The organism is Mesorhizobium sp. WSM4820, assembly GCF_055811075.1.
Genome location: NZ_JBVVQN010000002.1, coordinates 252,684 through 275,251 on the forward strand (window position 1 = coordinate 252,684; position 22,568 = coordinate 275,251).

Here is a 22,568-nt window from a genome sequence, read left to right on the forward strand (position 1 = left end):
GTTCAGGCGCCTTCAACAATGACGAAGTGACCGGTCGAGGCGGCAAGCCTGTACTTCAATGCCTCCCGGTATTCAGGCGATTCGTAGCATTCTATCGCCTTGTCGTAGGACTCGAACTCGACCAGGACGTGGCGGTTGCCTGTCGGCCCTTCCGGGTTCGCATAACGCCCCGCCCGCACGGGAAACTTCGCGCCATATTTCGCAAAAGCCGCCGCGTTCGCCTCGATATACTGCTTGTAGCCCTCGGGATCGCGGACATCGACCATCGCCATCCAGTAGCCTTTCTTGCTCATTTCTTAGGGCCTCCAGCGCAGGAAATTGGTGATCAGCGCCAGGCCAAGCGCCTGGCTCTTTTCGGGATGAAACTGCGTGCCGGCGAGATTGTCGCTGATAACAGCAGCTGTAACCGGACCACCATAGTCGGCGATCGCCAGCACCTCGTCCGGCTTCTGCGCGTCGAGATGGTAGGAATGAACGAAATAGGCGTGCAGCCCCTTGCTGCCTGTCGGAATACCGGAAAACAGCGGATGCTTGCGCGTGAGCTCGATCGTGTTCCAGCCGATCTGCGGGATTTTTAGCGCAGGATCGGCCGGGGTGATCTCCTTGACGTCGCCGGCGATCCAGCCAAAGCCTTTTGTGACAGTCTTTTCCAGGCCCCGCTCCGACATCAGCTGCATGCCGACGCAGATGCCGAGGAACGGCCGCCGCTTGACGATCGCGACCTCCTCGACCGCTTCCCACATGCCGGCCACGGCGCGCAGCCCGGCCGCGCAATCGGCATAGGCGCCGACGCCGGGCAGGACGATGCGGTCGGCGGTTCTGACACGCTCGGCATCGGCGGTCAGGTCGATGGCGGCGGCGATGCCGGCCTCGTGCGCGGCGCGCTCGAAGGCCTTGGTGGCAGAGCGCAGGTTGCCCGAGCCATAATCGATGATCGCGACCCGCATGTCAGGGTCTTCCCGGCGTGTGCGTCAGTCCGAGCACCAAGCCTGTGTGTGCCGGCCGGGCATGGGCAGCGTCCGGAACGATGCGCGGCACTGGCGCTGACTCATCCGCACGCGCTTCGGCTTCCAGCACATAGCGCGTATCGGCATCGTCGAGCCTGTCGGCCTCGACGACGCCCCATTCGTGCCAGCCACGACGGCGCAGCGCGGCGATCCGCAACGCCTGCCCTTCCAGCCCGACATAGAGCGACACCAGCAGCGACAGCAGCGGGCCGGCCAGCCCAAGGCTCAGCCCTTCGGCAAGCATCGAAAGCAGAGCCATACCGACAAACGCCAGTGCTGCCTCGATCCACAACCGGTGCCAGAGCAGCCACAGCGGCGGCACGAGGAAGCCGAGCCAGGAAAATCCATCACGGACAAAGGCCGTTGTGTCAGGCTTTTCGCCGCGGCCCGGCGGTTCCATCACGACATAGACGGCCATGGCCTATCCCTTCAGAGATCCCTTGGTGGAAGGAACCGCGTCAGGCTGGCGCGGGTCGCTTTCAAGCGCGAAACGCAGCGCACGCGCCACCGCCTTGAAGCAGGTCTCGGCGATGTGGTGATTGTTGGCGCCGTAGTGGTTGGTGACATGCAGCGTGATGCCGGCATTTTGCGCCAGGGCCTGGAAGAATTCGCGCACCAGTTCGGTGTCGAACGTGCCGATCTTCGGCGACGAGAACACAACGTTCCAGACAAGGAAAGGCCGACCGGAAACGTCGATTGCCGCGCGCGTCAGCGTCTCGTCCATGGCGAGATCGATCGAGGCATAGCGCATGATGCCGCGCCGCTCGCCTAGTGCCTTGGCCAGCGCCTGACCGAGCGCGATGCCAGTGTCCTCGACCGTGTGGTGGTCGTCTATGTGGAGGTCGCCCTTGGCCTTGACCGTCATGTCGATCAGCGAATGGCGCGACAGCTGGTCCAGCATGTGGTCGAAGAAGCCGACGCCCGTCGAAATATCGGATTTTCCCGAGCCGTCGACCTGGACCGATACGGAGATGTCGGTTTCCCTGGTCTTGCGGCTTGCGTTGGCGGAACGGGGCGGCATGCTCATCCTTGTCCAGAGTTCCGGCGTTCAAGCGTCCACATGCTTGAAAGCGTCCACATGCTTGAAAACGAGAGCCTTCTAGCAGCATGATCCGGTGATTGCCAGTTGCCGTGCCAAGCAGTATCGAGCCTGGCCGATGACCGGTTGGCAATCGTCGGACCTATGCATACATAGGGTCGATCAAGTCACTCGTTATGCGCCAATCGCCTTGTCGGGACCGGTGCTGATCGGAGCAGAGATGTCGAACGAACTGACCATGCACGCCACGACGATCCTGACCGTGCGCAGGGGCGGCAAGGTGGTGATCGCCGGTGATGGCCAGGTCAGCCTTGGCCAGACGATCATGAAAGGCAACGCCAAGAAGGTGCGCCGAATCGGCAAAAGCGGCAATGTCATTGCCGGTTTCGCCGGCGCCACCGCTGACGCCTTCACGCTTCTGGAGCGGCTGGAGGCCAAGCTCGAACAATATCCGGAGCAATTGACGCGGGCCTGCGTCGAACTCGCCAAGGACTGGCGCACCGACCGCTATCTGCGCCGGCTGGAAGCGATGATGCTGGTTGCCGACAAGTCGGTCTCGCTGGCGCTGACCGGCACCGGCGACGTGCTCGAACCCGAACATGGCGTCATGGCGATCGGCTCGGGCGGCAATTATGCGCTGGCCGCGGCGCGCGCGCTGATGGACACCGACAAGGATGCCGAAGAAATCGCCCGCAAGGCGATGCAGATCGCATCCGACATTTGCGTCTACACCAACAACAATTTTGTCATCGAAATCCTCGATGCCGGCTGAGCCGGCCGCTGGCCATGATCCCGAAGAGTGGAAACCGGTTTTTGCTTCGCTGACCTTCGGTTCGCATGAGATCATGGCCAAACGAGAAAATAGATATGATTTTCGACCGGTGACCGAGGCGGACCTGCCGATGATCGCGGCCTGGCTGGCCGAGCCGCATGTCGCGGAGTGGTGGGACGATCCCGAGACGGAGATCGCCCAGATCCGCGAGCACATCGACAGCATTTCCGTCGAGCCGCTGATCATCGAGCTCGACGGCGAGCCGATCGGCTACATGCAGAGCTACGATCCGCATCTGGAGGACGGCCACCCCTACAGCGACCAGCCTTTCGGCACGCTCGGCATCGATCTGTCGATCGGCAGGCCCGAGCTTGTCGGACGCGGCCACGGCTCGGCAATTGTCCGGCAGTTCGTGGAACAGCTGTTCGAGGAAGGGGCACCGCGTGTCATCATCGACCCGGATCCATCCAACGGACGAGCGATCCGTGCCTATCAAAAGGCCGGGTTCAGAGCTATCGATCGCAGGCAATCGGAATATGGCGACGCCGTGCTGATGGCAATTGACACCGAAGAGGGCGACGCCCAAGCGGGCAATATCGAATAGGGTGACGCCGAATAAGGCGCCGAAGAGGGGCAGTAACAGCATGAGTACAAGCGGCGCCGACAAGACCGTCTCGGCCTATGAAGACAGCTGGCGGATGGGACTTCTGCTCGTCCTCGGCCTGATTATATTCCAGGCTGGAGCCCTTTACGGCATGGGCCGAACGCCGATCTGCGAATGCGGCTATGTCAAGCTGTGGCACGGCATCGTGCAGAGCTCGGAGAATTCCCAGCATATTTCCGACTGGTACACATTCTCGCACCTCATCCACGGCTTCCTGTTCTACGCGCTGGCGTGGGCTCTGTTCCCGCGCTCGCCGATCGGGCTCAGGCTGGCTTTTGCCGTCGTCATCGAGGGCGGCTGGGAGCTTCTCGAGAACAGCCCGTTGATCATCGAGCGCTACCGCGCCGGCACGATCTCGCTCGACTATTACGGCGACAGCATCATCAATTCGGTGGCGGACACGCTGGCGATGGTGCTGGGATTTGTGATGGCGCGCAGGCTTCCTATATGGGTGATCGTGACGCTCGCTCTCATCTTCGAATTCGGTGTCGGCTACATCATCAGGGACAATCTGACACTCAACGTGATCATGCTGCTGCATCCGTTCGAGTCCATCCGGCAGTGGCAAAGTGGAATTTAGCGATATGACCACATTCTCGCCCCGCGAAATCGTTTCGGAACTCGATCGCTTCATCATCGGCCAGAAGGACGCCAAGCGCGCCGTGGCCATCGCCTTGCGCAACCGCTGGCGCCGCCAGCAGCTCGAAGGCCAGATGCGTGAAGAGGTGATGCCGAAGAACATCCTGATGATCGGCCCAACCGGCGTCGGCAAGACCGAGATCTCGCGCCGCCTGGCGCGCCTTGCCGGTGCGCCGTTCGTCAAGGTCGAGGCGACCAAGTTCACCGAGGTCGGCTATGTCGGCCGCGACGTCGAGCAGATCATCCGCGACCTGGTCGAGATCGCCATCGGCCTGGTGCGCGAGAAGATGCGCGAGGACGTCAAGGCGCGGGCCCATATCAATGCCGAGGAACGCGTGCTGGAGGCGCTCGTCGGCAAGACGGCGAGCCCGGCGACGCGCGACAGTTTCCGCAAAAAGCTGCGCGACGGCGAGCTCGACGACAAGGAGATCGAGATCGAAGTGAGCGATACCGGCACCGGCGGCATGCCCGGCTTCGAGATCCCCGGCATGCCGGGCGCCAATATCGGCGTGTTGAACATCAACGACATGCTGTCGAAAGCGATGGGCGGCCAGAAGACCAAGACCCGCAAGACGACGGTGAAGGAATCCTACGCGGTGCTGGTCGGCGACGAGTCCGACAAGCTGCTCGACCAGGACGAGGTGGTGCGCAGGGCGCTCGAATCGACCGAAAACGACGGCATCGTCTTCCTCGATGAGATCGACAAGATCGCCTCACGCGAAGGCGGCATGGGCGCCGGTGTTTCCCGCGAAGGCGTGCAGCGCGACCTGCTGCCGCTTGTCGAAGGCACCACGGTCGCGACCAAATACGGACCGGTGAAGACGGATCACATCCTGTTCATCGCATCGGGCGCGTTCCACGTTGCCAAGCCATCCGATCTGCTGCCCGAACTGCAGGGCCGTCTGCCGATCCGCGTCGAGCTGCGTGCGCTGGAGAAGGACGATTTCGTCCGCATCCTGACCGAGACCGAGGCCAGCCTGATCAAGCAGTACATCGCGCTGATGAAGACCGAGGGCGTCGATCTCGTCTTCACCGACGACGCCATCGATTCACTGGCCGGCATCGCCGTCGATCTCAACGCCAGCGTCGAGAACATCGGCGCCAGGCGACTGCAGACGGTGATGGAGCGGGTGCTGGACGAGATCTCATATGACGCGCCGGACCGCCACGGCACGTCGGTGACAGTCGACGCCGCCTATGTGGAGAAGCATGTCGGCGATCTGTCGAGAAACACGGATCTGTCGCGATTCATCCTGTAGCAGGCAATCCATCCGCAAGAGTCGGACCGGCGGAGCCGGCACGTGTGGCCAAATGGAAGCATCTGGCCAGCTTTTGTCTTGCCGGGCGACGGGGCTCTCGACTCCCGTTGCAGCTTTACCTAGTTTGCCGGCAACACCAGCGCCGCGCAGCTTTTTGGATGCGCAAAGGACGCTGTACAGTTGGTTCTGCGCATGACCCCCGAGAATCGGTTCCGAGGGTCATGCGTTGTTGCAGGCGGCGGCGCATGAAAAAAACGATCCTCGTCACTCTCGGGCTGACGCTGGCGACAGCCATGTTCGCCGCCGAAGCGGCGACGATGGTGCCGCCGGGCAACAGTCATGTCGAGCAGCCCAACATACCGGGCGCCTCAAGCCGGCGCACCCAGGCCACCAACACCACCTTCCAGTCGAAATACCGCAAGGTCTATGCGCTGCTGCAGCACGACGCCGGTCTTCGCGGCAAGATCGAGCAGGCAGCAGCGACCTATGGCATCGATCCTATGCATATCGTCGGCGCCATCGTCGGCGAGCACACCTACAATGTCGACGCCTACGACCGGCTGCAGACCTACTACGTCAAGGCGATCTCCTATCTGTCGAGCAAGCTGTCCTTCGCCTATGAAGGCGAGGACATCACCGATTTCGTGCAACGGCCGCAATTCCAGGACTGCGTCGGCAAATCGGATAGTTACGAGCTCTGGGAATGCCGCGAGCAGGTGTGGAACCTTTCCTTTCGCGGCAAGACTGTCGGGGGGACAAGCTTCCCCGACGACCGCTTCGGCGCGACTTTCTTCCAGCCCTATTATGCCGGCCAGACCTTTGGCCTGGGCCAGCTCAATCCGCTGACCGCCTTGCAGATGAGCGATCTCGTGCACCAGGTGTCCGGCCTGCCGAAGCTCGACGTCGGCGATCCGAACGCGGTCTACAAGACCATCATGGATCCGGACCTGACCTTGGACTATGTCGCGGCGACGATCCGGAAATCGATCGATGCCTATCAGAGCATTGCCGGCTTCGACATATCGGGCAATCCCGGCATCACATCGACCCTCTACAATGTCGGCAATCCGGAACAGCGTGCGCATGCGCTGAAGGCCGAAAACGACAGGCGCCGCGCCGCGGGCGAACCGGAGAAGCTGCCCGAGGAAAATTACTATGGCTGGCTGGTCAACGACAAACTGCCGGAGCTCAACGCGCTGTTTTAGTGGGTGTTGATATCTGGACTTTGAGCTCGAAGTCGCCTCTTCGCCGTTTGCGCTGCCCCTCATCGCCCTGCCGGGCACTTCTCCCCGTATAGCGACGGGGAGAAGGACGCCTTCGCAAAGGATTTCCCCAATCGCCCAGGGTTGCAAAAAGAACGCCAGGGTTGCGGCCAGCTTCTTTCTCCCCGTTTACGGGGAGAAATGCCCGGCAGGGCAATGAGGGGCGGCGCCGGCTTTCGACAATCGGCACGCACCAGGCTCACGCCGCCAGCAGCGACTTCAGCTTGATCATTTGCGAACCGAGCGCCTCAGGCGCCGGCTTCGCCCTTTTTGCGATCAGCATCTCGGCCAGCCTGATGTCGCGGGCGACAGAATTGCCCGGACCGATGCCGCTCGCTGCGACCAGCCTGCCGTCTTGCGCCAGGTGAAACAGGATGAAGGCGCCGTCGTCGAGGTCGCGGCGCACGACCTTGCTGCCCTCGTCCGACAGCCCAGATATCTGCAAGGTCAGGCCGTACTGATCCGACCAGAACCATGGCACAGCCGAGTGGGCCTCACCGGCGCCAAGCATGTTGCTGGCCGCCAGCGCGCCCTGCTCCTGCGCGTTGCGCCAGGCCTCCAGCCGCACGCGCCGGCCGCCATAGACGGCAAGCGGAAACGAGCAGCAATCGCCGGCGGCAAAGATATCCGGATCGCTGGTGCGAAGCTCGGCATTGACGGCTATGCCGTTGTCGATCGTTAGGCCCGCTTCTGCGGCAAGTCCGGTCACCGGCACAGCGCCGATGCCGATCACCGCCAGGTCGGCGACGATGTCCTGCCCGCCGGCAAGCGCGATGCTCACCTCGGCGCCGTCATCGGCAATCGCGGCGATTGCGTCGCCGCACAGGATTTTGACGCCTTCAGCTTCATGCGCCTCGTGGACGATCTTGGCGATCTCGGCCGGCACGCCGCGCATCAGGATGCGCGGCTGCGCCTCGATGACGGTGACAACTGCGCCCAGTCTGCGTGCTGCGGCGGCGAGCTCAAGACCGATGAAGCCGCCGCCAATGATGGCGATGCGGTTTCCGGCGCGGAGATGGGCTCGAATTGCCAGCGCGTCGTTGAAGGTCCGGAGATAGGCACAACGCGGCCCGAGGCCCGGCATTGGCAGTCTGCGCGGCAGGGAACCGGTCGCCAGCAGCAGCTTGTCGTATAGCAGCGCCGAGCCGTCCGACAGGCGCACACCATGCGCAGCGCGGTCGATCGCCACCGCCTGAACCGAATGGATGTGCCTTATCGATCTCTCGGCCAGGATTTTGTCGCTGGCGATCGCCTTGATCACCGGCGCATCGCCGGCCATCGCGTCCTTCGACAGCGGCGGCCGCTCATAGGGCAGATGCGGCTCGTCGCCGACCAGCGTCACCGGGCCATCATACCCGAGATCGCGCAGCGCCAGGGCAGCCCGCCCGCCGCATTCGCCGGCGCCGATGATGAGCATTCCTTTCGCCATCACCGTCACCCGATCTGAATGAGGATTTTGCCGGCGTCGAGTTTGACCGGATAGGTCCTGAGATTGACGCAGACCGGCGCGCCCCTGGCTGCACCAGTCTTGTAGTTGAAGCGGCCATTGTGCTTCGGGCATTCGATGATGTCGTCCATCACCAGCCCGTCGGCCAGATGCACCTTCTCATGCGTGCAAAGGCCGTCCGTCGCGAAATATTCGTCGTCGGGACTGCGATAAATGGCGAAGGTGCGGCCGTCATGGTCGAACCGCATCACGTCCTCTTCGTCGATGTCATCGGCACCACAGGCCTCGACCCAGTCGCTCATTGGTCCTCCCGGCAGAATTTTTCTTGGTCAACATGCCCCGGCACAGGCGCGCAAATCATTCGGCTGCTGCCGCGACGGCGTCGTTATCGTTGTGGAATTCCTCGCGATAAGGCTTGGCAGTCGGCGGCAGTTCGCGCTTGAGAAAATAGTCTTCATTGCGCAGCTGGCGCAGGAAGGCAGGCACCATCTCGCGATAGCCCGCCAGGATCGATGGCGTCGGCGCCGGCAGGTCGTGCTTGATTAGCTCATGCAGCCTCGGCAGCGCGTGATAGGGCACCATCGGGAACATGTGGTGCTCGACATGGTAGTTCATGTTCCAGTAGATGAAGCGGCTGATCGGGTTCATGTGGACCGTGCGGCTGTTGAGGCGGTGGTCGATGACATTTTCGGCGAGGCCGCCATGCTGCAGCAGGCCGGTCATGACGTGATGCCAGGCGCCGTAAAGCCTGGGCAGACCGACCAGCATCAAGGGCAGGAACGAGCCGCTATAAAGTGCCAGCGCGATTGTCGCCGCATAGATCGCGGTCCAGATGCGGGCAATGCGGATCGCCTTTGGCTGCTCCTGCTCGGGAATGAAGGTCTTTTCCGCCGGGCTGATGATGCCGGCCGCATTGCGCACCATGTCGCTCATGGCATGCCAGGCATCGACAATGCCGAAGAAATTGAGCACGACGCGCAACAGGTCCGGCGGGCGCATTACCGCGATCTCCGGATCGCGGCCGACGATGATCGTGTCAGTGTGATGCCGCGTATGGCTCCAGCGCCAGGTCACCGGGTTGCGCATGATCATGAAGCAGGCGATCTGATAGACCGCATCATTCATCCACTGCGTCCTGAAGGCGGTGCCGTGGCCGCATTCGTGCCAGCGTGAATCGGTGGAAGAGCCGTAGAGCACGCCATAGACGAAGAAGAACGGCACGCACCACCATGTGCCCCAGAACCAGGCGCCGCCGGCGCCGCTCAGGACCAGGGCGGAGAGCCAGATGATGGTGTCGCGGATCGCCGGCCCATCGGAGCGCTGCATCAGCTCCTTCATCTGCTTGCGGGGCACGTCGGTATGATACCATTCGGCCGCCGCCAGCCCGGTCTCGACGGCGCGTTTCGCGTCGCGGCCGAGCAGGCTGTAGTCTCGCCGGGACGGCATTGCGGATAGTGTCGCTTCCATTGAGGCTGCCTCCGTCGGCATCCGTCGAAACGGGTGCCTCTGCCACAGGTGCTTATGCCCTAAAATAACGCCAAGCCGTGATAGGCTCAACATCATGAAGATAGTTTCTATCATTTCCCATCAGAATGATGTATAGCCTATGACAGGCAATCAGGCAGGAAGCGTATGGCAAAACGGCCGACCATCACCGATCTGGCGCGTATTTCGGGGGTCAGCGTCGCCACTGTCGATCGGGTGCTGAACAATCGCCTGCCGGTGCGCGAGGAAACCGCGCGCCGCGTCTATGAGGCCGCCACCAGCATCGGCTACCACGCCGCCGGGCTGATCAAGCAGCGGATGCGCCAGGAACTGCCGGAATACCGGCTCGGCTTTCTGCTGCTGAGGGGCAATGATGTTTTCTACAGCGATTTCGCCCGGGAGATCGAACTGGCTGTTTCGCAGTCGCAGCGCTTCCGCGGCGTCGCAACCATCGATTTCGCCAGTTCGCTGGCCCCGGACGAGATCGCCGCGCAGATGCGCAAGCTGGCGGCGAAATCCAGGGCAGTCGCCCTTGTCGGTCCGGACCATCCAACGCTGACGGCGGCCGTCGAGACCCTGAAGGCGAGGGGGCAACCCGTCTTCTCCCTGCTATCCGACTTTGCAGCCGGCATCCGCGAGGGCTATGTCGGCCTCGACAACCGCAAGGTCGGTCGTACCGCGGCCTGGATGATCGCCAGAGCGGCGAGGAAGCCCGGCAAGGTCGCCCTTTTCGTCGGCAGCCATCGCTTCCATGGCCATGAGCTGCGCGAGATCGGCTTCAGATCGTTTTTCCGCGAGCATGCGCCGGAATTCACCGTGATGGAGACGCTGGTCAACCTGGAAGCCAACCAGGTGACCCATGATGCAATGATCGATCTTCTGGCGCGGTACCCGGATCTGGCCGGCTGCTATGTCGCTGGCGGCGGCATGGAAGGCGCGGTTTCCGCGCTACGGGCGGCCAAGCCGGCAAACATGCCAGTGGTCGTCTGCAACGAGATCAACGCCGAATCGCGCGCGGCGCTCGCCGACAACATCCTGACCATGGTGATTTCGACGCCGCTGGCAGCACTATGCCGCGAACTTGTCGGGCTGATGGTGCATGCCATCGAGGCAGGCGCCGCCAATGCGCCGGGCCAGACCTTCCTGCCCTTCGACATCTATCTGCCGGAAAACATCTAGGCTCGGGCAGAACATCTGGGCTCAGCCAAGACATCCTGTTTAGATCGGGGCGTCGGCAGTGATGTGAACCATCAGCCTGATGGATTCTTGCAGAAGGTTTGCCGGCCCTCAGCCGCGTTGTCCGAAAAATCCGGCAGCCGCTTTCGGATTCTCCTTGACGCCCGCCCGAAGAATGGAATAAATATTTCACCCACTAGGTATTTTGGTTCTTTCGTTCCGGACATGCGTTTCAACGGAGGGCTTGGCCTCCCCAGCCAACGCGGAAATCGCCATCGGAAACGGAGAAGCAATCGGGAGAGATTCCCGGGGAGATCGGGGATTCCGGGTAGATCGGTGCAGCCGGACACCAATTCTGTGGAGGAGAAATAGAATGAAAAAGCTGCTGTTGGGCGCCGCATTCCTGGCGCTGATGAGCTCGTCCGCCCTCGCTGCCAAAATCGGCGTGTCGATGGCGCTGTTCGACGACAATTTTCTCACCGTGCTGCGCAACGGCATGATCGAGCAGGCCAAAGGCATGGAAGGCGTCGAACTGCAGGTCGAGGACGCGCAGAACGACGTCGCCAAGCAACTCGACCAGATCAAGAACTTCGTCGCCTCGGGCGTCGACGCGATTGTCGTCAATCCAGTCGACACCTCGGCCACCCAGGCAATGTCGGATGCCGCCGCTGCGGCCAACGTTCCGCTGGTCTATGTCAACCGCGAGCCGGTCAATGTCGACACGCTGCCGGACAACCAGGCTTTCGTTGCCTCGAACGAGGTTGAGTCAGGCACTCTCGAGACCCAGGAAGTCTGCCGCCTGTTCAAAGAAGCCGGCAAGACCGAGGCCAATGTCTACGTGATCATGGGCGAACTGTCGAACCAGGCCGCGGTGCAGCGCACCAAGGACATTGACGATGTGATCGCCACTCCCGAATGCAGCTTCATCAAGATCATCGACAAGCAGACGTCGAACTGGAAACGCGAGGAAGCACAGAACCTGATGACCAACTGGCTGTCGACCGGCGCGCCGTTCGATGGCGTGATCGCCAACAATGACGAGAGCGCCATCGGCGCCATCCAGGCCATGAAAGCTGCCAACATCGACATGAAGTCGGTTGTCGTCGGCGGCGTGGACGCCACCCAGGACGCGCTTGCCGCGATGCAGGCGGGCGATCTCGACGTCACCGTGTTCCAGGACGCGGCCGGCCAAGGCGCCGGGGCGCTGGACGCGGCGCTCAAGCTTTCCAAGGGCGAGGCGGTCGAGCAGAAGGTCTATATCCCCTTCCAGCTGGTCACGCCGGCAAACATCGACAAGTTCCTGCAGAAGAACTGAGGCAGAGGACCGTTTTTCGATAGGGAGCGGCGGCAGAGCATCGGACCGTTTTGAGAATCCGATGTTGGAAAAACAAAAAACGCCGCTCCTCTTTCCCCTCGTCGCCGAAACAGGCCGCGGGAGGGCGACTACGGCTGATGGAGGAAGCAAGAGTTGACACAGACAACCCATGGCGTCGGCGGACTGAGCTATGATGCGAAAAAGCGGACATGGCCTGCCGAATTCAACGTTTTCCTGGCGCTCATCATCCTGGTCGGCGCCTTCGAGCTGATAGGCCGCGTCTTTCTTGGCGACAGCTTCCTGTTCAACACCCGCGCCAATGTCGATACGATCTTCAACGAGGCGCGCCTGCAGATCATCATCCTGCAGGTGTCGATCGTCGGCATCATCGCCATCGGCGTGACGCAGGTGATCATTTCCGGCGGCATCGACCTCTCCTCTGGTTCGATCGTCGGCGCCACGGCGATGATCGCCATGAGCTTCGCCCAGGTGGCGACGGTCAACGGCAACCCGAACCCCAAGGCGATGTTCATCGAGCAGGGCTGGACCGACCTGCCGGTGATCGTGCCGGTGCTTGTCGCGATCGGCTGCGGCCTGCTGGCGGGCCTGATCAACGGCACGCTGGTCGCCTACACCCGCATTCCGCCGTTCATCGCCACGCTCGGCATGATGGTCACCGCGCGCGGCGTCGCCAAATGGTGGTCCAAGGGGCAGCCGATCTCGTTTCCCACCGAGAGTTTCGCCGCCATCGGCAAGGGGCTGATGCCGGTCATCATCTTCATATCGCTGGCGATTTTGTTCCAGCTGATCCTGTCATACACCAGATACGGCAAGCACTGTTATGCCATCGGCTCCAACGAGGACGCCGCGCGCATGTCCGGCATAAATGTCAAGAACCACAAGATCCTCGTCTTCGTCATTGCCGGCATCCTCGCCGCGCTGGCCGCCGTGGTGCTGAGCTCCAAGAACCTCACTGCTCAGGCCGGCATGGGCGTGATGTACGAACTGGACGCGATCGCCATGGCGGTCATCGGCGGCGTCTCGCTGTCGGGCGGGCGCGGCTCGATCATCGGCACGGTGATCGGTGCGCTGATCTTCGGCGTCATCATCTCCGGCTTCACCTTCCTGCGCCTCGACGCCTACTACCAGGAGATGGTCAAGGGCGTGATTATCATCGGCGCAGTCGTTCTCGACCAGTGGCGCCAGCGCCTGCGGGCAATGAGGGCTTGACCATGTCAGACATCGTCCTGAAGACCGAAAACCTGACCAAATACTATGGCGGCGTGCATGCGCTCGAAAGCGCCAATTTCGAACTGCGCAAGGGCGAGCATGTCGCCATCATGGGTGACAATGGCGCCGGCAAATCGACCTTCGTGCGCCAGATCACCGCCGTCGAGCAGCGCACCAGCGGCAAGATCTGGTTCGACGGCAAGGAAGTCAACTTCGCCGGACCGATCGCGGCGCGCGAGGCGGGCATCGAGACCGTGTTCCAGAACCTGGCGCTTGCCGACGATCTCGACGTGCCGTCGAACCTGTTTCTCGGCCGCGAAAAGGTGCTGTTCAATCTCGGGCCTTTCTCGATCCTCGATCGCAAGTTCATGCGCAAGGCGACCGAGGCAGCGCTGATCCGCACGGCGGTGAAGATTCCCAATCTTTCCAATACCATCCGCCACATGTCGGGCGGCCAGCGCCAGTGCGTGGCAATCGCCAGAACCGCGACTTTCGCGTCCAAGCTCATCATCATGGATGAGCCGACGGCAGCGCTTGGTGTGCAGGAGACGATGCAGGTCGAAAACATCATCCGCACGCTGAAGGCCAATGGCGAGCCGCTGATCCTGATCAGCCACAACATGCGACAGGTGTTCGACCTTTGCGACCGCATCGTTGTCTTCCGGCGCGGCCGCATCGTCGCCAACCTGCGCAAGCAGGACACCGACGGCAATGACATCGTCTCCTACATTACCGGCTCCAAGACCGGGGAGGCGGAACTTGCGGCTTAAGGCGGATGCGCGGCGGGTCATCGGCCCGTCGCCGATCAGCTGCAATAAGAAAATCTACTGCGCCTTGCCCTGAACGGTGCAGTAAAGACGCACTTCCATTTCGAACCATCACAAAGGAAATTTCCATGTCTCTCCGCTTCGCTCTTCTCGGCGCCGGCCGCATCGGCAAGGTCCACGCCCGCGCCGTGGGTTCCAATCCACAGGCCAGGCTGGTCGCAGTTTCCGATGCATTCGAGAAGGCGGCGACCGATCTGGCGTCGGCCTATGGCGCCGAAGTGCGCAGCATCGAGGCCATCGAAAAAGCCGGGGATATCGATGCGGTCATCATCTGCACGCCGACCGACACCCATGCCGATCTGATCGAGCGGTTCGCCAAGGCCGGCAAGGCGATCTTCTGCGAGAAGCCGATCGACCTCGACGCCGACCGAGTGGAAGAATGCCTGGCCGTGGTCGACAAGGCCGGCGCCACTTTGATGGTCGGCTTCAACCGCCGCTTCGATCCGCATTTCGCCGCCGTGCGCAAGGCGATCGACGACGGCGCCATCGGCACGGTCGAGATGGTGACCATCACCTCGCGCGATCCCGGCCCGCCGCCGCTCGACTATATCGGCCGCTCGGGCGGCATCTTCCGCGACATGACCATCCATGATTTCGATATGGCGCGCTTCCTGCTCGGCGAGGAGCCGGTGGCGGTCAGCGCCCACGCCTCGGTGCTGGTCGACAAGAAGATCGGCGAGGCCGGCGACTTCGACAGCGTCAGCGTCATCCTCGAAACCGCCTCCGGCAAGCAGTGCATCATCTCCAATTCGCGACGCGCCACTTACGGCTACGACCAGCGTATCGAGGTGCATGGCTCGAAAGGCATGGTTGCGGCCGAGAACCAGCGGCCGGTGTCGATCGAGCTGGCCAATGAAAAGGGCTATACGCGCCCGCCGCTGCACGACTTCTTCATGACCCGCTACCTCGACGCCTATGCCAACGAGATCGCCGCCTTCATCGCGGCGGCGACGTCAGGCAACAAGGCGGCGCCAAGCGGTGCGGACGGGCTGGTCGCGCTGCGGCTGGCGGACGCGGCGCTGAAATCGGCGAGGGAAGGCAAGACCGTCCGCCTCGACAAGACAGTCTGACCATCAAGCACAGGAGCAAGGCGATGAACGGTTCCGCCGGTCGCAATTCAGAAACACGCGCCATCGTCACCGGCGGCGCGCAAGGCATCGGCTTCGCCGTCGCCGAGGTGCTGGCCGACGAGGGCTGCCGCGCCCTGGCGTTGGTCGGCCGTTCCAGGGAGAAGGGCGACAAGGCGGTCGCCGCACTTGCGAAAGACGGCGTCGACGCCATCTTCATCAGCGCCGACGTCTCAGTGGTGGCCGACTGCAAGCGGGTCGTGGAAACGGCGATCGCTCATTTCGGCACCGTCAATGCGCTGGTCAACGCCGCCGCCACCTCGGCCCGCGGCTCACTGGTCGAGACCTCCGAGGATCTTTTTGACCAGATCTTCCAGACCAATGTGCGCGGCCCCTTCTTCCTGATGCAGGGTGTGGTGGCGCATCTGCTCGACCGCAAGGCGCCTGGCTCGATCGTCAACGTGCTTTCGATGTCGGCGCATTGCGGCCAGTCGTTCCTGGCGCCCTACTCGTCGAGCAAGGGCGCACTGGCGACGCTGACCAAGAATGTCGCCAATGCCTACCGCAGCAATCGCATCCGCTGCAACGCCGTGCTGCCGGGCTGGATGGATACCGAGGGCGAGGCGATCGTGCAGAAGAAATGGCACGACGCGCCGGACGACTGGCTGGAAAAGGCCGAGGCCGCGCAGCCGATGGGCCAGTTGGTGAAGCCGGCGCAGCTTGCCCGGCTGATCAGCTATATGATCGGCCCGCAGTCCGGCGTCATGACCGGCTCGCTGGTCGACTACGACCAAACCATTGCAGGGTCTTCGCCGGAATGATCGGTTCGACCAAACTCACCAAGGCACCCGGGCTCTGAAAACCGCTCTCCTTCCCTGTTGCCGCCGTATCACCATTCCCATATAGTCACGATGGTCAGAATGGTCACGGAGGTCGAAATTCTGTCTGAGCCCAAAGAGGATAGCAACTGGACAGTCGCTGGGGCAAAAGCCCGGCTCTCGGAGGTTATCGAGCGTGCGCAGTCTTCGCCGCAGACGATCACCAGAAACGGCAAACCAAGCGTGGTTGTGGTCTCGGTCGAGGAATGGCAGCGAAAGACCGTACGCAAGGGTACGCTTGCTGAGTTCCTGCTGGAGTCGCCGCTGCGCGGCACCGATCTCAACCTTGAGCGTCAGCGCGACGAACCGCGTGATCTGCCGCTGTGAGGCTACTGCTCGATACGAATGTCCTGTCCGAGGTGACAAGGCCGGCGCCGAACGCACGCGTTCTGGACTGGCTGGACGGACTTGATGAGGACCGCTCATTCATCAGCGTCGTGTCGATCGCCGATATCCGACGCGGCGTCGCCCTCATGGATGAGGGCCGGAAACGCGAGGCATTGGCCCAATGGCTCGCTCAAGACCTGCCGCAGCGTTTCGAACAGCGGGTTCTTCCTGTGGACGAACCGGTTGCGCTGGCCTGGGGAGACCTGATGGGCCTTGCGAAGCGCCGCGGTCGCGGTCTGTCGTCGATGGACGGCCTGATTGCCGCCACCGCGATCGCGCAGGAGCTCACCTTGGCAACGCGCAATACCAACGATTTCGAAGGCTTTGAAATCGAACTCTTCAATCCCTGGACTGCATGAACCGCTTGGCGCAGTGTGTTGGGCCTTAGGCGACCCGAAGCAAGGAGGGGGTGCGCTTCAGGACGGAGAAGACCTGTTCCCCAATCTCGCCTGGACGCGTGACAAGCACCTTGGCTTCGGCTATAGGGCTGGCATGATCCACCTGACCGCCTCGTTCTGGTACTTTAGCTATGGCAGCTCGCTGGCGGCGGGAGGATTGCGCTCGATCTGAAGATTGCAGCAACAACATCCGAACAGCCGCCAGACCTGGCGGCTTTTTTGTTTCAGCCGGCAGGTCTCCCAACCAGGAGCAGAAAGCCGTGTTGACCACCACAGATGATCTTCGGGTCAAGGAAATCCGAGAGCTGAGTACGCCGGACGACGTGATGCGGGAGATACCGCGCACGCTGACGGCGACGCGCACCGTTGCCGCGTCACGCAACGCTATCCACGCCGTGCTGACCGGCGCTGACGATCGGCTGGTCGTCGTCGTCGGCCCCTGTTCGATCCACGATCCGGCCGCTGCCGTGGACTATGCCAGCCGCCTGGCATCGCTGCGCGAGAGCCTGTCGGACCGGCTGGAGATCGTGATGCGCGTCTATTTCGAGAAACCGCGCACGACGGTCGGCTGGAAGGGCCTGATCAACGATCCCGACCTGGACGGCAGCTTCGACATCGACAAGGGCCTGCGGATGGCGCGCAACGTGCTCTCCGCCGTCAACAATCTCGGCCTGCCGGCGGCGACCGAATTCCTCGACATGGCCACGCCGCAATACATTGCCGACCTCGTCGCCTGGGGCGCGATCGGTGCGCGCACGACAGAGAGCCAGATCCATCGCGAACTCGCATCCGGCTTGTCCTGCCCGGTCGGCTTCAAGAACGGCACCGACGGCAATTTGCGGATCGCCGCCGAGGCGGTGAAGTCCGCCGCCCAGCCGCACCATTTCATGGCGGTGACGAAGGGCGGGCGCAGCGCCATCGCGACGACGACCGGCAACCAGGACTGCCACGTCATCCTGCGCGGCGGCATTCAGCCCAATTATGACGCGGCAAGCGTCGCCGCCGCCAGTGCGGAACTCGCCCGGATCGGTGTCGCGCCCCGGCTGATGATCGATGTCAGCCACGCCAACAGCAACAAGAAGCCAGAGAATCAGCCGAAGGTAGCGGCTGACGTGGCGGGCCAGGTCGCGGCAGGCGACGAACGCATCATCGGCGTCATGATCGAGAGCAACCTCGTCGCCGGCCGGCAGGAGGTCATGCCTGGCAAGCCGCTCGTCTATGGCCAGAGCATCACCGACGGCTGCATCGACTGGACAACCACCGAGACGGTGCTGCACGGCCTTGCCGACGCCGTCGAGCGGCGCCGGTCAGCGCGACGCGCCCTGATCGCCAGCCGTCCGGGAGCCGCCTGAGGCGGTTGGCACGGAATGTTGCGGGCGGTTGCTACCTTGCTGCTTGGCTTTGAAAGGCCGGCGCCGCCCCTCATGGGCAATGAGGGGCTGCGTCAATATCGACAGTTGGCGCTCTCCAACACAAGCTCTCCCTTGCTCTGGCATGGGTGGCGTCGAGGCTCGGATTGCGGGTCGTTACCTCACATCCACCCAGCGCTGCTCCTCGAACGAGCGCGCCATGGCATGCACCGTGCGCTCGATCTCGAGGCCTTCGTCGAAATCGATGATCCGCGCCGGCTTGCCGGCCAGCCGCGTCAAAAGCTCGCGGCATTCGATGATCTTGAGGTCGTTGAAACCGAGGCCGTGGCCGGGCGCCGGCAGGAAGGCGTCGTAGGGCTTGTGGTGCGGCGCCACCAGGATGGTGCGATAGCCTTGCTCGGTCGGGCGGTCGGCTGTCACGTAAAGCTGGAACTCGTTCATCCGCTCCTGGTCGTACAGGATCGAGCCCTTCGAGCCGAAGATCTGAATGGCGATCCGGCCCTTGCGGCCCCAAGCCGAACGGTTGACCAGCAGTGTGCCGGCAATGCCGTTTTCGAGATGCATCAGCACGCTGGCGATGTCGTAGGTCTCGACCGCGCGACGCCCGCCTGATGCGACGCGGCGATCGGCATAGGGTTTTGCCATGTCGCACATGACGCGGGCGACGCGGCCGAACAGCACCGAGACCAGCGACAACGGATGCACGGCGAAATCGTCGAGCGCGCCGTAACCGGACGCCGCCTCGTGCTTCCAGAAGAACAGCGCCTCCGGGTCGGCCATGAAATCCTCGTCCATCTCGATGCGCAGATGATTGATTTCACCGATGATCTTTTCGTCGAGCAGCGCACCGATATGGCGGATGACCGGATTCTGGATGTAGTTGTAGCCGAGCGCGGCCACCTTGCCGGACTTTTTGGCCGCGGCCGCCATGGCTTGCGCCTCGGAAAAACTCGGCGCCATCGGTTTTTCGCACCACAGATGCTTGCCGGCTTCGAGGACGGCGATGGCCATCTCCGGGTGGAACTGGTTCGGCGTGGTCAGCGAGACGATATCGACGTCCGGGTCATCGACGACGGCGCGCCAGTCGCCGGAGCCCTTGGCGAAGCCGAACTCAGTTGCCCGGCGCTTGGCAAGGTCGTCATCGACCTCGCCGAGATGGACCAGCCTTGGCTTGGCCACGTCGGGAAAGATGGTGCCGACCGCGTTCCAGGCGATGGAATGGCACTTGCCCATGAACCCCGTGCCGATAAGACCGACTCCGACCATTTCCTTGTCTCCACTGCCAGAAAGGTTGCGTGGATGAATTAGTCCATTTTTTCCAGAAATGGAACGCATGGCTCATTTTTTATGGCCTTCTTGCACAGGCTCGCTATGATGGGGCATCACACGGCATCGACTGATGGACCTGGGCGGAGCGACGATGGACGAACGGGTGCCCCGCGATTTCGAGACGCTGCGTACGACGATCCTGGAACGGCGCCAGAGCCTGCCCAAGCGCATCGCGCAGATCGCCGCCTATGCGCTCGACAATCCCGACGATATTGCCTTCGGCACCGCCGCCAGCATCGCCGCCTCCGCCGGCGTCCAGCCTTCGACCTTGATCCGCTTCGCCCAGCAGCTCGGCTTCGACGGCTTCACCAGCCTGCAACTGGTGTTTCGCGAGCGCCTGCGCGAGCGCAATTCGTCCTATGATGAAAGGCTCGCGGCATTGCGCGCCAAGGCCGAGGAAGGCGCCGGTCACCGGGCGATTTTCAACGGCTTCGTCGCCGCGGCGAGTACCTCGCTCAACGATATTTCAGGCAGGTTGAACGAAGACCATTTCGAAGCTGCCATCGCCTTGCTGGCGAACGCGGAGACGATTTATGTGCTGGCCAAGCGCCGCTCCTATCCGGTCGCCTCCTACATCGCCTATGCGCTGGGCAAGCTCAAGATCCGCAACCAGCTGATCGAATCAGCCGCCGGCCTCAACGCCGAGATGATCAGCTTTGCTTCGCCCAGGGATGCCGTCATCGCCATCAGTTTCTCGCCCTATGCCCCGGCGGCAATCGAGGAGGCGCGCCTCATCTCGGAGCAAGGCGTTCCGATCGTAGCGATCACCGACAGTTCCTTTTCCCCGCTCGCCCAGTTCGCCAAAGTCTGGTTCGAGGTCGCCGAGGCCGATTTCGCCGGCTTCCGCTCGCTGTCGGCGACGATGGCGCTGGCCATGGCGCTGACCGTTGCGGTTGGCGAAAAGCGGCGCGACTCCGGCGGGAAGCGCAGGGCCTGACAGGCTACTTTTCAGCAAAGGAACGCGCGTTCCATATTGACTATCGATTGGAATTATTATTTCATATTGCCGGCGCCACGCTGCCGCTCGCGCGTGTTACCCAAGACAACAAGGCTGATGGGAGGTTCGAATGAGCGAAGCCGTGGACGCGAAACATGCGCCGCTCGACGTCATCACCATCGGCCGCGCCTCGGTCGATCTTTATGGCCAGCAGATCGGCTCGCGCCTGGAGGACATCACCTCCTTTGCCAAGTCGGTCGGCGGCTGTCCGGCCAACATCTCGGTCGGCACGGCGAGGCTCGGCCTGCGCTCGGCGCTGCTCACCCGCGTCGGCGACGAGCAGATGGGCCGCTTCATCCGCGAGCAGTTGACGCGCGAAGGGGTTTCGGTTGACGGCCTCAGGACCGATCCGGACCGGCTGACCGCGCTGGTGCTGCTGTCTGTCGAGGACGAGGGCGTGTCGCCGATGATCTTCTATCGCACCGACTGCGCCGACATGGCGCTTTCGGAAGACGACATCGATGAGACGTTCATCGCTTCGGCACGCGCGATCGTCGTCACCGGCACGCATTTTTCGCGGCCCAACAGCGACGCCGCGCAACGCAAGGCGATCCGTGCCATCAAGGCCACGGGCGGCAAAGTGGTGTTCGACATCGACTACCGCCCTAATCTGTGGGGCCTTGCCGGCCATGCCGAAGGCTTCGAGCGCTATGTGAAATCCGACCGGGTCTCCGCCCAGCTGAAGACAGTGCTGCCCGACTGCGACCTGATCGTCGGCACCGAAGAAGAGATCATGATCGCCTCCGGTGCCGATGAGTGCCTGAGCGCGTTGAAGACGATCCGCTCGCTGTCCAAGGCCACGATCGTCTTGAAGCGCGGCGCCATGGGCTGCATCGTCTATGACGGGCCGATCAGCGACGACCTCGAGGACGGGATCGTTGGCAAGGGTTTTCCGATCGAGGTCTACAATGTGCTCGGCGCCGGCGATGCCTTTATGTCGGGTTTTTTGCGCGGCTGGCTCGGCGGCGAAAGCCTGGAGACGGCAGCGACCTGGGCCAACGCCTGCGGCGCCTTCGCCGTTTCGCGGCTGCTCTGTGCACCGGAATACCCGACCTTCGAGGAATTGCAGTTCTTCCTGAAGAACGGCAGCAGGCACCTGGCGCTGCGCAAGGACGAGGCGATCAACCATATCCATTGGGCGACGACGCGCCGACGCGACATACCCTCGCTGATGGCGCTGGCCTGCGATCACCGCATCCAGCTTGACGATGTCGCCGCGAAGGCAGGCGCCGACCCGTCGCGCATCCATGATTTCAAGGTGCTGACGGTCAAGGCGGCGGCAAAGGTTGCCGCCGGCCGCGCCGGCTATGGCATGCTGCTCGACGAAAAATACGGCCGCGAGGCGATGTTCGAATTCGCCCGCCGCCCTTTCGCCTGGCTTGGCCGGCCAGTCGAATTGCCCGGATCGCGGCCGCTTCGTTTCGAATTCTCGCAGGATATCGGCTCGCAACTGATTGAGTGGCCGGTCGACCATTGCATCAAGTGCCTGTGCTTCTACCACCCCGACGACCCGGAGGCGCTGAAGACCGAGCAGCAGCAGAAGCTCAAAAGCCTGTTCGGGGCCGCGCGGAAAGTAGGCAGAGAACTTCTCATCGAAATCATCGCCGGCAAGCACGGCGAGCTCGACGACACGACGATCCCGCGGGCGCTGGAGGAACTCTATTCGCTTGATATCAAGCCCGACTGGTGGAAGCTTGAACCGCAGGCCTCAGCCGGGGCCTGGGCGAAGATCGAAGCGGTGATCCTGAAGAACGATCCGTGGTGCCGCGGGGTTGTGCTGCTCGGCCTCGAAGCGCCGCAGGACGAGCTGGAAGCGGCCTTTGCCGCCACCGCCAAGGCGCCCATCGTCAAGGGCTTCGCCGTCGGTCGCACCATCTTCATCAACGCGGCCGAACAATGGCTTGCCGGCAAGATGTCGGACGAGGAGGCGGTGGCCGACATGGCGTCGCGCTTCGAGGGGCTGACCGAGGCATGGCTTGCCGCGCGCGGCCGCAAAGCAGCGTAAGAAGGCGCGGCACAA

The 22,568-nt window shown here is 62.7% G+C and carries 24 protein-coding genes; 16 read left to right on the forward strand and 8 right to left on the reverse strand.

All coding sequences use genetic code 11. The features are described 5' to 3' along the window. Positions 1 to 2: 2 nt before the first annotated feature. From AC0L2R_RS04580 to hisB, 4 genes are read right to left on the reverse strand one after another with little or no spacing between them, the layout of a single operon-like run. The gene (locus AC0L2R_RS04580; RefSeq protein ID WP_023796919.1) at positions 3 to 293 is read right to left on the reverse strand and encodes a DUF1330 domain-containing protein; all 291 of its coding nucleotides are present in this window, start codon (positions 291 to 293) and stop codon (positions 3 to 5) included. Positions 294 to 296: 3 nt separating this feature from the next. Continuing rightward, a complete protein-coding gene (gene hisH / locus AC0L2R_RS04585) occupies positions 297 to 947 on the reverse strand; it encodes an imidazole glycerol phosphate synthase subunit HisH (RefSeq protein ID WP_128168855.1) in 651 nt (216 codons plus the stop codon). A gap of 1 nt (position 948) precedes the next feature. Next, positions 949 to 1,425, reverse strand: a complete 477-nt coding sequence (locus AC0L2R_RS04590) for a DUF2628 domain-containing protein (RefSeq protein WP_473507871.1) — start codon at positions 1,423 to 1,425, stop codon at positions 949 to 951. Between the two features lie 3 nt (positions 1,426 to 1,428). Then, the gene (gene hisB / locus AC0L2R_RS04595) at positions 1,429 to 2,028 is read right to left on the reverse strand and encodes an imidazoleglycerol-phosphate dehydratase HisB (RefSeq protein ID WP_091592962.1); all 600 of its coding nucleotides are present in this window, start codon (positions 2,026 to 2,028) and stop codon (positions 1,429 to 1,431) included. A 238-nt stretch (positions 2,029 to 2,266) separates the two neighbouring features. Here hisB and hslV point away from each other — a divergent pair, with 238 nt between their 5' ends. The 5 genes from hslV to AC0L2R_RS04620 all read left to right on the forward strand — a co-directional run bounded on the left by hslV (position 2,267) and on the right by AC0L2R_RS04620 (position 6,585). After that, positions 2,267 to 2,818 carry an ATP-dependent protease subunit HslV gene (hslV, locus tag AC0L2R_RS04600; RefSeq protein ID WP_023796923.1) on the forward strand — a complete coding sequence of 184 codons (552 nt, stop codon included), beginning with the start codon at positions 2,267 to 2,269 and terminating at the stop codon, positions 2,816 to 2,818. Positions 2,819 to 2,891: 73 nt separating this feature from the next. Next, positions 2,892 to 3,422, forward strand: coding sequence for a GNAT family N-acetyltransferase (locus AC0L2R_RS04605; protein ID WP_473508069.1), 531 nt, complete (start codon positions 2,892 to 2,894; stop codon positions 3,420 to 3,422). 40 nt (positions 3,423 to 3,462) lie between these two features. Beyond that, positions 3,463 to 4,062, forward strand: a complete 600-nt coding sequence (locus tag AC0L2R_RS04610; RefSeq protein ID WP_023796925.1) for a DUF2585 domain-containing protein — start codon at positions 3,463 to 3,465, stop codon at positions 4,060 to 4,062. A 4-nt stretch (positions 4,063 to 4,066) separates the two neighbouring features. Beyond that, positions 4,067 to 5,380, forward strand: coding sequence for an ATP-dependent protease ATPase subunit HslU (gene hslU / locus AC0L2R_RS04615; RefSeq protein ID WP_023796926.1), 1,314 nt, complete (start codon positions 4,067 to 4,069; stop codon positions 5,378 to 5,380). A 245-nt stretch (positions 5,381 to 5,625) separates the two neighbouring features. Further along, entirely contained in the window at positions 5,626 to 6,585 is a 960-nt protein-coding gene (locus AC0L2R_RS04620) for a DUF1402 family protein (protein ID WP_473507872.1), read from the forward strand. Positions 6,586 to 6,841: 256 nt separating this feature from the next. On the opposite strand, the gene AC0L2R_RS04625 is transcribed toward AC0L2R_RS04620, so the two are convergent. Genes AC0L2R_RS04625 through AC0L2R_RS04635 form a run of 3 tightly spaced genes read right to left on the reverse strand, consistent with a single transcriptional unit; the run spans position 6,842 to position 9,556 of the window. Then, on the reverse strand, positions 6,842 to 8,071 hold the full coding sequence (locus tag AC0L2R_RS04625) for an NAD(P)/FAD-dependent oxidoreductase (protein ID WP_473507873.1): 1,230 nt from the start codon (positions 8,069 to 8,071) through the stop codon (positions 6,842 to 6,844). A 5-nt stretch (positions 8,072 to 8,076) separates the two neighbouring features. After that, entirely contained in the window at positions 8,077 to 8,391 is a 315-nt protein-coding gene (locus AC0L2R_RS04630) for a MocE family 2Fe-2S type ferredoxin (RefSeq protein ID WP_023796929.1), read from the reverse strand. 55 nt (positions 8,392 to 8,446) lie between these two features. Then, on the reverse strand, positions 8,447 to 9,556 hold the full coding sequence (locus AC0L2R_RS04635) for a fatty acid desaturase family protein (protein ID WP_287298818.1): 1,110 nt from the start codon (positions 9,554 to 9,556) through the stop codon (positions 8,447 to 8,449). A gap of 165 nt (positions 9,557 to 9,721) precedes the next feature. Between AC0L2R_RS04635 and AC0L2R_RS04640 the strand changes: the two genes are divergently transcribed. The 9 genes from AC0L2R_RS04640 to AC0L2R_RS04680 all read left to right on the forward strand — a co-directional run bounded on the left by AC0L2R_RS04640 (position 9,722) and on the right by AC0L2R_RS04680 (position 18,204). After that, positions 9,722 to 10,753 carry a LacI family DNA-binding transcriptional regulator gene (locus AC0L2R_RS04640; protein ID WP_473507874.1) on the forward strand — a complete coding sequence of 344 codons (1,032 nt, stop codon included), beginning with the start codon at positions 9,722 to 9,724 and terminating at the stop codon, positions 10,751 to 10,753. Positions 10,754 to 11,123: 370 nt separating this feature from the next. After that, on the forward strand, positions 11,124 to 12,065 hold the full coding sequence (locus tag AC0L2R_RS04645; RefSeq protein ID WP_077374705.1) for a sugar ABC transporter substrate-binding protein: 942 nt from the start codon (positions 11,124 to 11,126) through the stop codon (positions 12,063 to 12,065). 153 nt (positions 12,066 to 12,218) lie between these two features. Further along, positions 12,219 to 13,295: an ABC transporter permease gene (locus AC0L2R_RS04650; RefSeq protein ID WP_128168852.1), complete on the forward strand. Its 1,077-nt coding sequence runs from the start codon at positions 12,219 to 12,221 to the stop codon at positions 13,293 to 13,295. A 2-nt stretch (positions 13,296 to 13,297) separates the two neighbouring features. After that, complete coding sequence (locus AC0L2R_RS04655) at positions 13,298 to 14,065, forward strand: ATP-binding cassette domain-containing protein (RefSeq protein WP_287071025.1); 768 nt, start codon at positions 13,298 to 13,300, stop codon at positions 14,063 to 14,065. Between the two features lie 125 nt (positions 14,066 to 14,190). Then, positions 14,191 to 15,192 (forward strand): inositol 2-dehydrogenase, encoded by a 1,002-nt coding sequence (gene iolG / locus AC0L2R_RS04660; RefSeq protein WP_473507875.1) that lies wholly within the window; start codon positions 14,191 to 14,193, stop codon positions 15,190 to 15,192. A 23-nt stretch (positions 15,193 to 15,215) separates the two neighbouring features. Further along, complete coding sequence (locus AC0L2R_RS04665) at positions 15,216 to 16,010, forward strand: SDR family oxidoreductase (RefSeq protein WP_473507876.1); 795 nt, start codon at positions 15,216 to 15,218, stop codon at positions 16,008 to 16,010. A 99-nt stretch (positions 16,011 to 16,109) separates the two neighbouring features. Then, on the forward strand, positions 16,110 to 16,394 hold the full coding sequence (locus AC0L2R_RS04670) for a type II toxin-antitoxin system prevent-host-death family antitoxin (RefSeq protein WP_473507877.1): 285 nt from the start codon (positions 16,110 to 16,112) through the stop codon (positions 16,392 to 16,394). Next, positions 16,391 to 16,813: a PIN domain-containing protein gene (locus AC0L2R_RS04675; RefSeq protein ID WP_473507878.1), complete on the forward strand. Its 423-nt coding sequence runs from the start codon at positions 16,391 to 16,393 to the stop codon at positions 16,811 to 16,813. The genes AC0L2R_RS04670 and AC0L2R_RS04675 overlap by 4 nt, the downstream gene beginning before the upstream one ends. Positions 16,814 to 17,112: 299 nt before the next feature. After that, positions 17,113 to 18,204 carry a 3-deoxy-7-phosphoheptulonate synthase gene (locus AC0L2R_RS04680; protein WP_473507879.1) on the forward strand — a complete coding sequence of 364 codons (1,092 nt, stop codon included), beginning with the start codon at positions 17,113 to 17,115 and terminating at the stop codon, positions 18,202 to 18,204. A 174-nt stretch (positions 18,205 to 18,378) separates the two neighbouring features. Here AC0L2R_RS04680 and AC0L2R_RS04685 read toward each other — a convergent pair whose 3' ends face one another. Next, positions 18,379 to 19,488 carry a Gfo/Idh/MocA family protein gene (locus AC0L2R_RS04685; RefSeq protein ID WP_473507880.1) on the reverse strand — a complete coding sequence of 370 codons (1,110 nt, stop codon included), beginning with the start codon at positions 19,486 to 19,488 and terminating at the stop codon, positions 18,379 to 18,381. A 154-nt stretch (positions 19,489 to 19,642) separates the two neighbouring features. Between AC0L2R_RS04685 and AC0L2R_RS04690 the strand changes: the two genes are divergently transcribed. Both AC0L2R_RS04690 and AC0L2R_RS04695 read left to right on the forward strand, forming a co-directional pair. Further along, complete coding sequence (locus tag AC0L2R_RS04690; RefSeq protein WP_473507881.1) at positions 19,643 to 20,488, forward strand: MurR/RpiR family transcriptional regulator; 846 nt, start codon at positions 19,643 to 19,645, stop codon at positions 20,486 to 20,488. Positions 20,489 to 20,618: 130 nt separating this feature from the next. Then, a complete protein-coding gene (locus tag AC0L2R_RS04695; protein WP_473507882.1) occupies positions 20,619 to 22,553 on the forward strand; it encodes a bifunctional 5-dehydro-2-deoxygluconokinase/5-dehydro-2-deoxyphosphogluconate aldolase in 1,935 nt (644 codons plus the stop codon). Positions 22,554 to 22,568 lie beyond the last annotated feature (15 nt).

Bases quoted from the DNA above. Each gene is read 5' to 3' on its own strand.
- AC0L2R_RS04665 (WP_473507876.1), top strand. From the start codon at position 15,216: ATGAACGGTTCCGCCGGTCGCAATTCAGAAACACGCGCCATCGTCACC.
- AC0L2R_RS04625 (WP_473507873.1), bottom strand. From the start codon at position 8,071: ATGGCGAAAGGAATGCTCATCATCGGCGCCGGCGAATGCGGCGGGCGG.
- AC0L2R_RS04580 (WP_023796919.1), bottom strand. From the start codon at position 293: ATGAGCAAGAAAGGCTACTGGATGGCGATGGTCGATGTCCGCGATCCC.
- AC0L2R_RS04630 (WP_023796929.1), bottom strand. From the start codon at position 8,391: ATGAGCGACTGGGTCGAGGCCTGTGGTGCCGATGACATCGACGAAGAG.
- AC0L2R_RS04610 (WP_023796925.1), top strand. From the start codon at position 3,463: ATGAGTACAAGCGGCGCCGACAAGACCGTCTCGGCCTATGAAGACAGC.
- AC0L2R_RS04620 (WP_473507872.1), top strand. From the start codon at position 5,626: ATGAAAAAAACGATCCTCGTCACTCTCGGGCTGACGCTGGCGACAGCC.
- AC0L2R_RS04605 (WP_473508069.1), top strand. From the start codon at position 2,892: ATGGCCAAACGAGAAAATAGATATGATTTTCGACCGGTGACCGAGGCG.
- AC0L2R_RS04690 (WP_473507881.1), top strand. From the start codon at position 19,643: ATGGACGAACGGGTGCCCCGCGATTTCGAGACGCTGCGTACGACGATC.
- AC0L2R_RS04635 (WP_287298818.1), bottom strand. From the start codon at position 9,556: ATGGAAGCGACACTATCCGCAATGCCGTCCCGGCGAGACTACAGCCTG.
- hslV (WP_023796923.1), top strand. From the start codon at position 2,267: ATGTCGAACGAACTGACCATGCACGCCACGACGATCCTGACCGTGCGC.
- AC0L2R_RS04590 (WP_473507871.1), bottom strand. From the start codon at position 1,425: ATGGCCGTCTATGTCGTGATGGAACCGCCGGGCCGCGGCGAAAAGCCT.
- AC0L2R_RS04695 (WP_473507882.1), top strand. From the start codon at position 20,619: ATGAGCGAAGCCGTGGACGCGAAACATGCGCCGCTCGACGTCATCACC.
- AC0L2R_RS04645 (WP_077374705.1), top strand. From the start codon at position 11,124: ATGAAAAAGCTGCTGTTGGGCGCCGCATTCCTGGCGCTGATGAGCTCG.
- AC0L2R_RS04640 (WP_473507874.1), top strand. From the start codon at position 9,722: ATGGCAAAACGGCCGACCATCACCGATCTGGCGCGTATTTCGGGGGTC.
- iolG (WP_473507875.1), top strand. From the start codon at position 14,191: ATGTCTCTCCGCTTCGCTCTTCTCGGCGCCGGCCGCATCGGCAAGGTC.
- AC0L2R_RS04655 (WP_287071025.1), top strand. From the start codon at position 13,298: ATGTCAGACATCGTCCTGAAGACCGAAAACCTGACCAAATACTATGGC.
- hslU (WP_023796926.1), top strand. From the start codon at position 4,067: ATGACCACATTCTCGCCCCGCGAAATCGTTTCGGAACTCGATCGCTTC.
- AC0L2R_RS04670 (WP_473507877.1), top strand. From the start codon at position 16,110: ATGGTCACGGAGGTCGAAATTCTGTCTGAGCCCAAAGAGGATAGCAAC.
- hisB (WP_091592962.1), bottom strand. From the start codon at position 2,028: ATGCCGCCCCGTTCCGCCAACGCAAGCCGCAAGACCAGGGAAACCGAC.
- AC0L2R_RS04685 (WP_473507880.1), bottom strand. From the start codon at position 19,488: ATGGTCGGAGTCGGTCTTATCGGCACGGGGTTCATGGGCAAGTGCCAT.
- hisH (WP_128168855.1), bottom strand. From the start codon at position 947: ATGCGGGTCGCGATCATCGATTATGGCTCGGGCAACCTGCGCTCTGCC.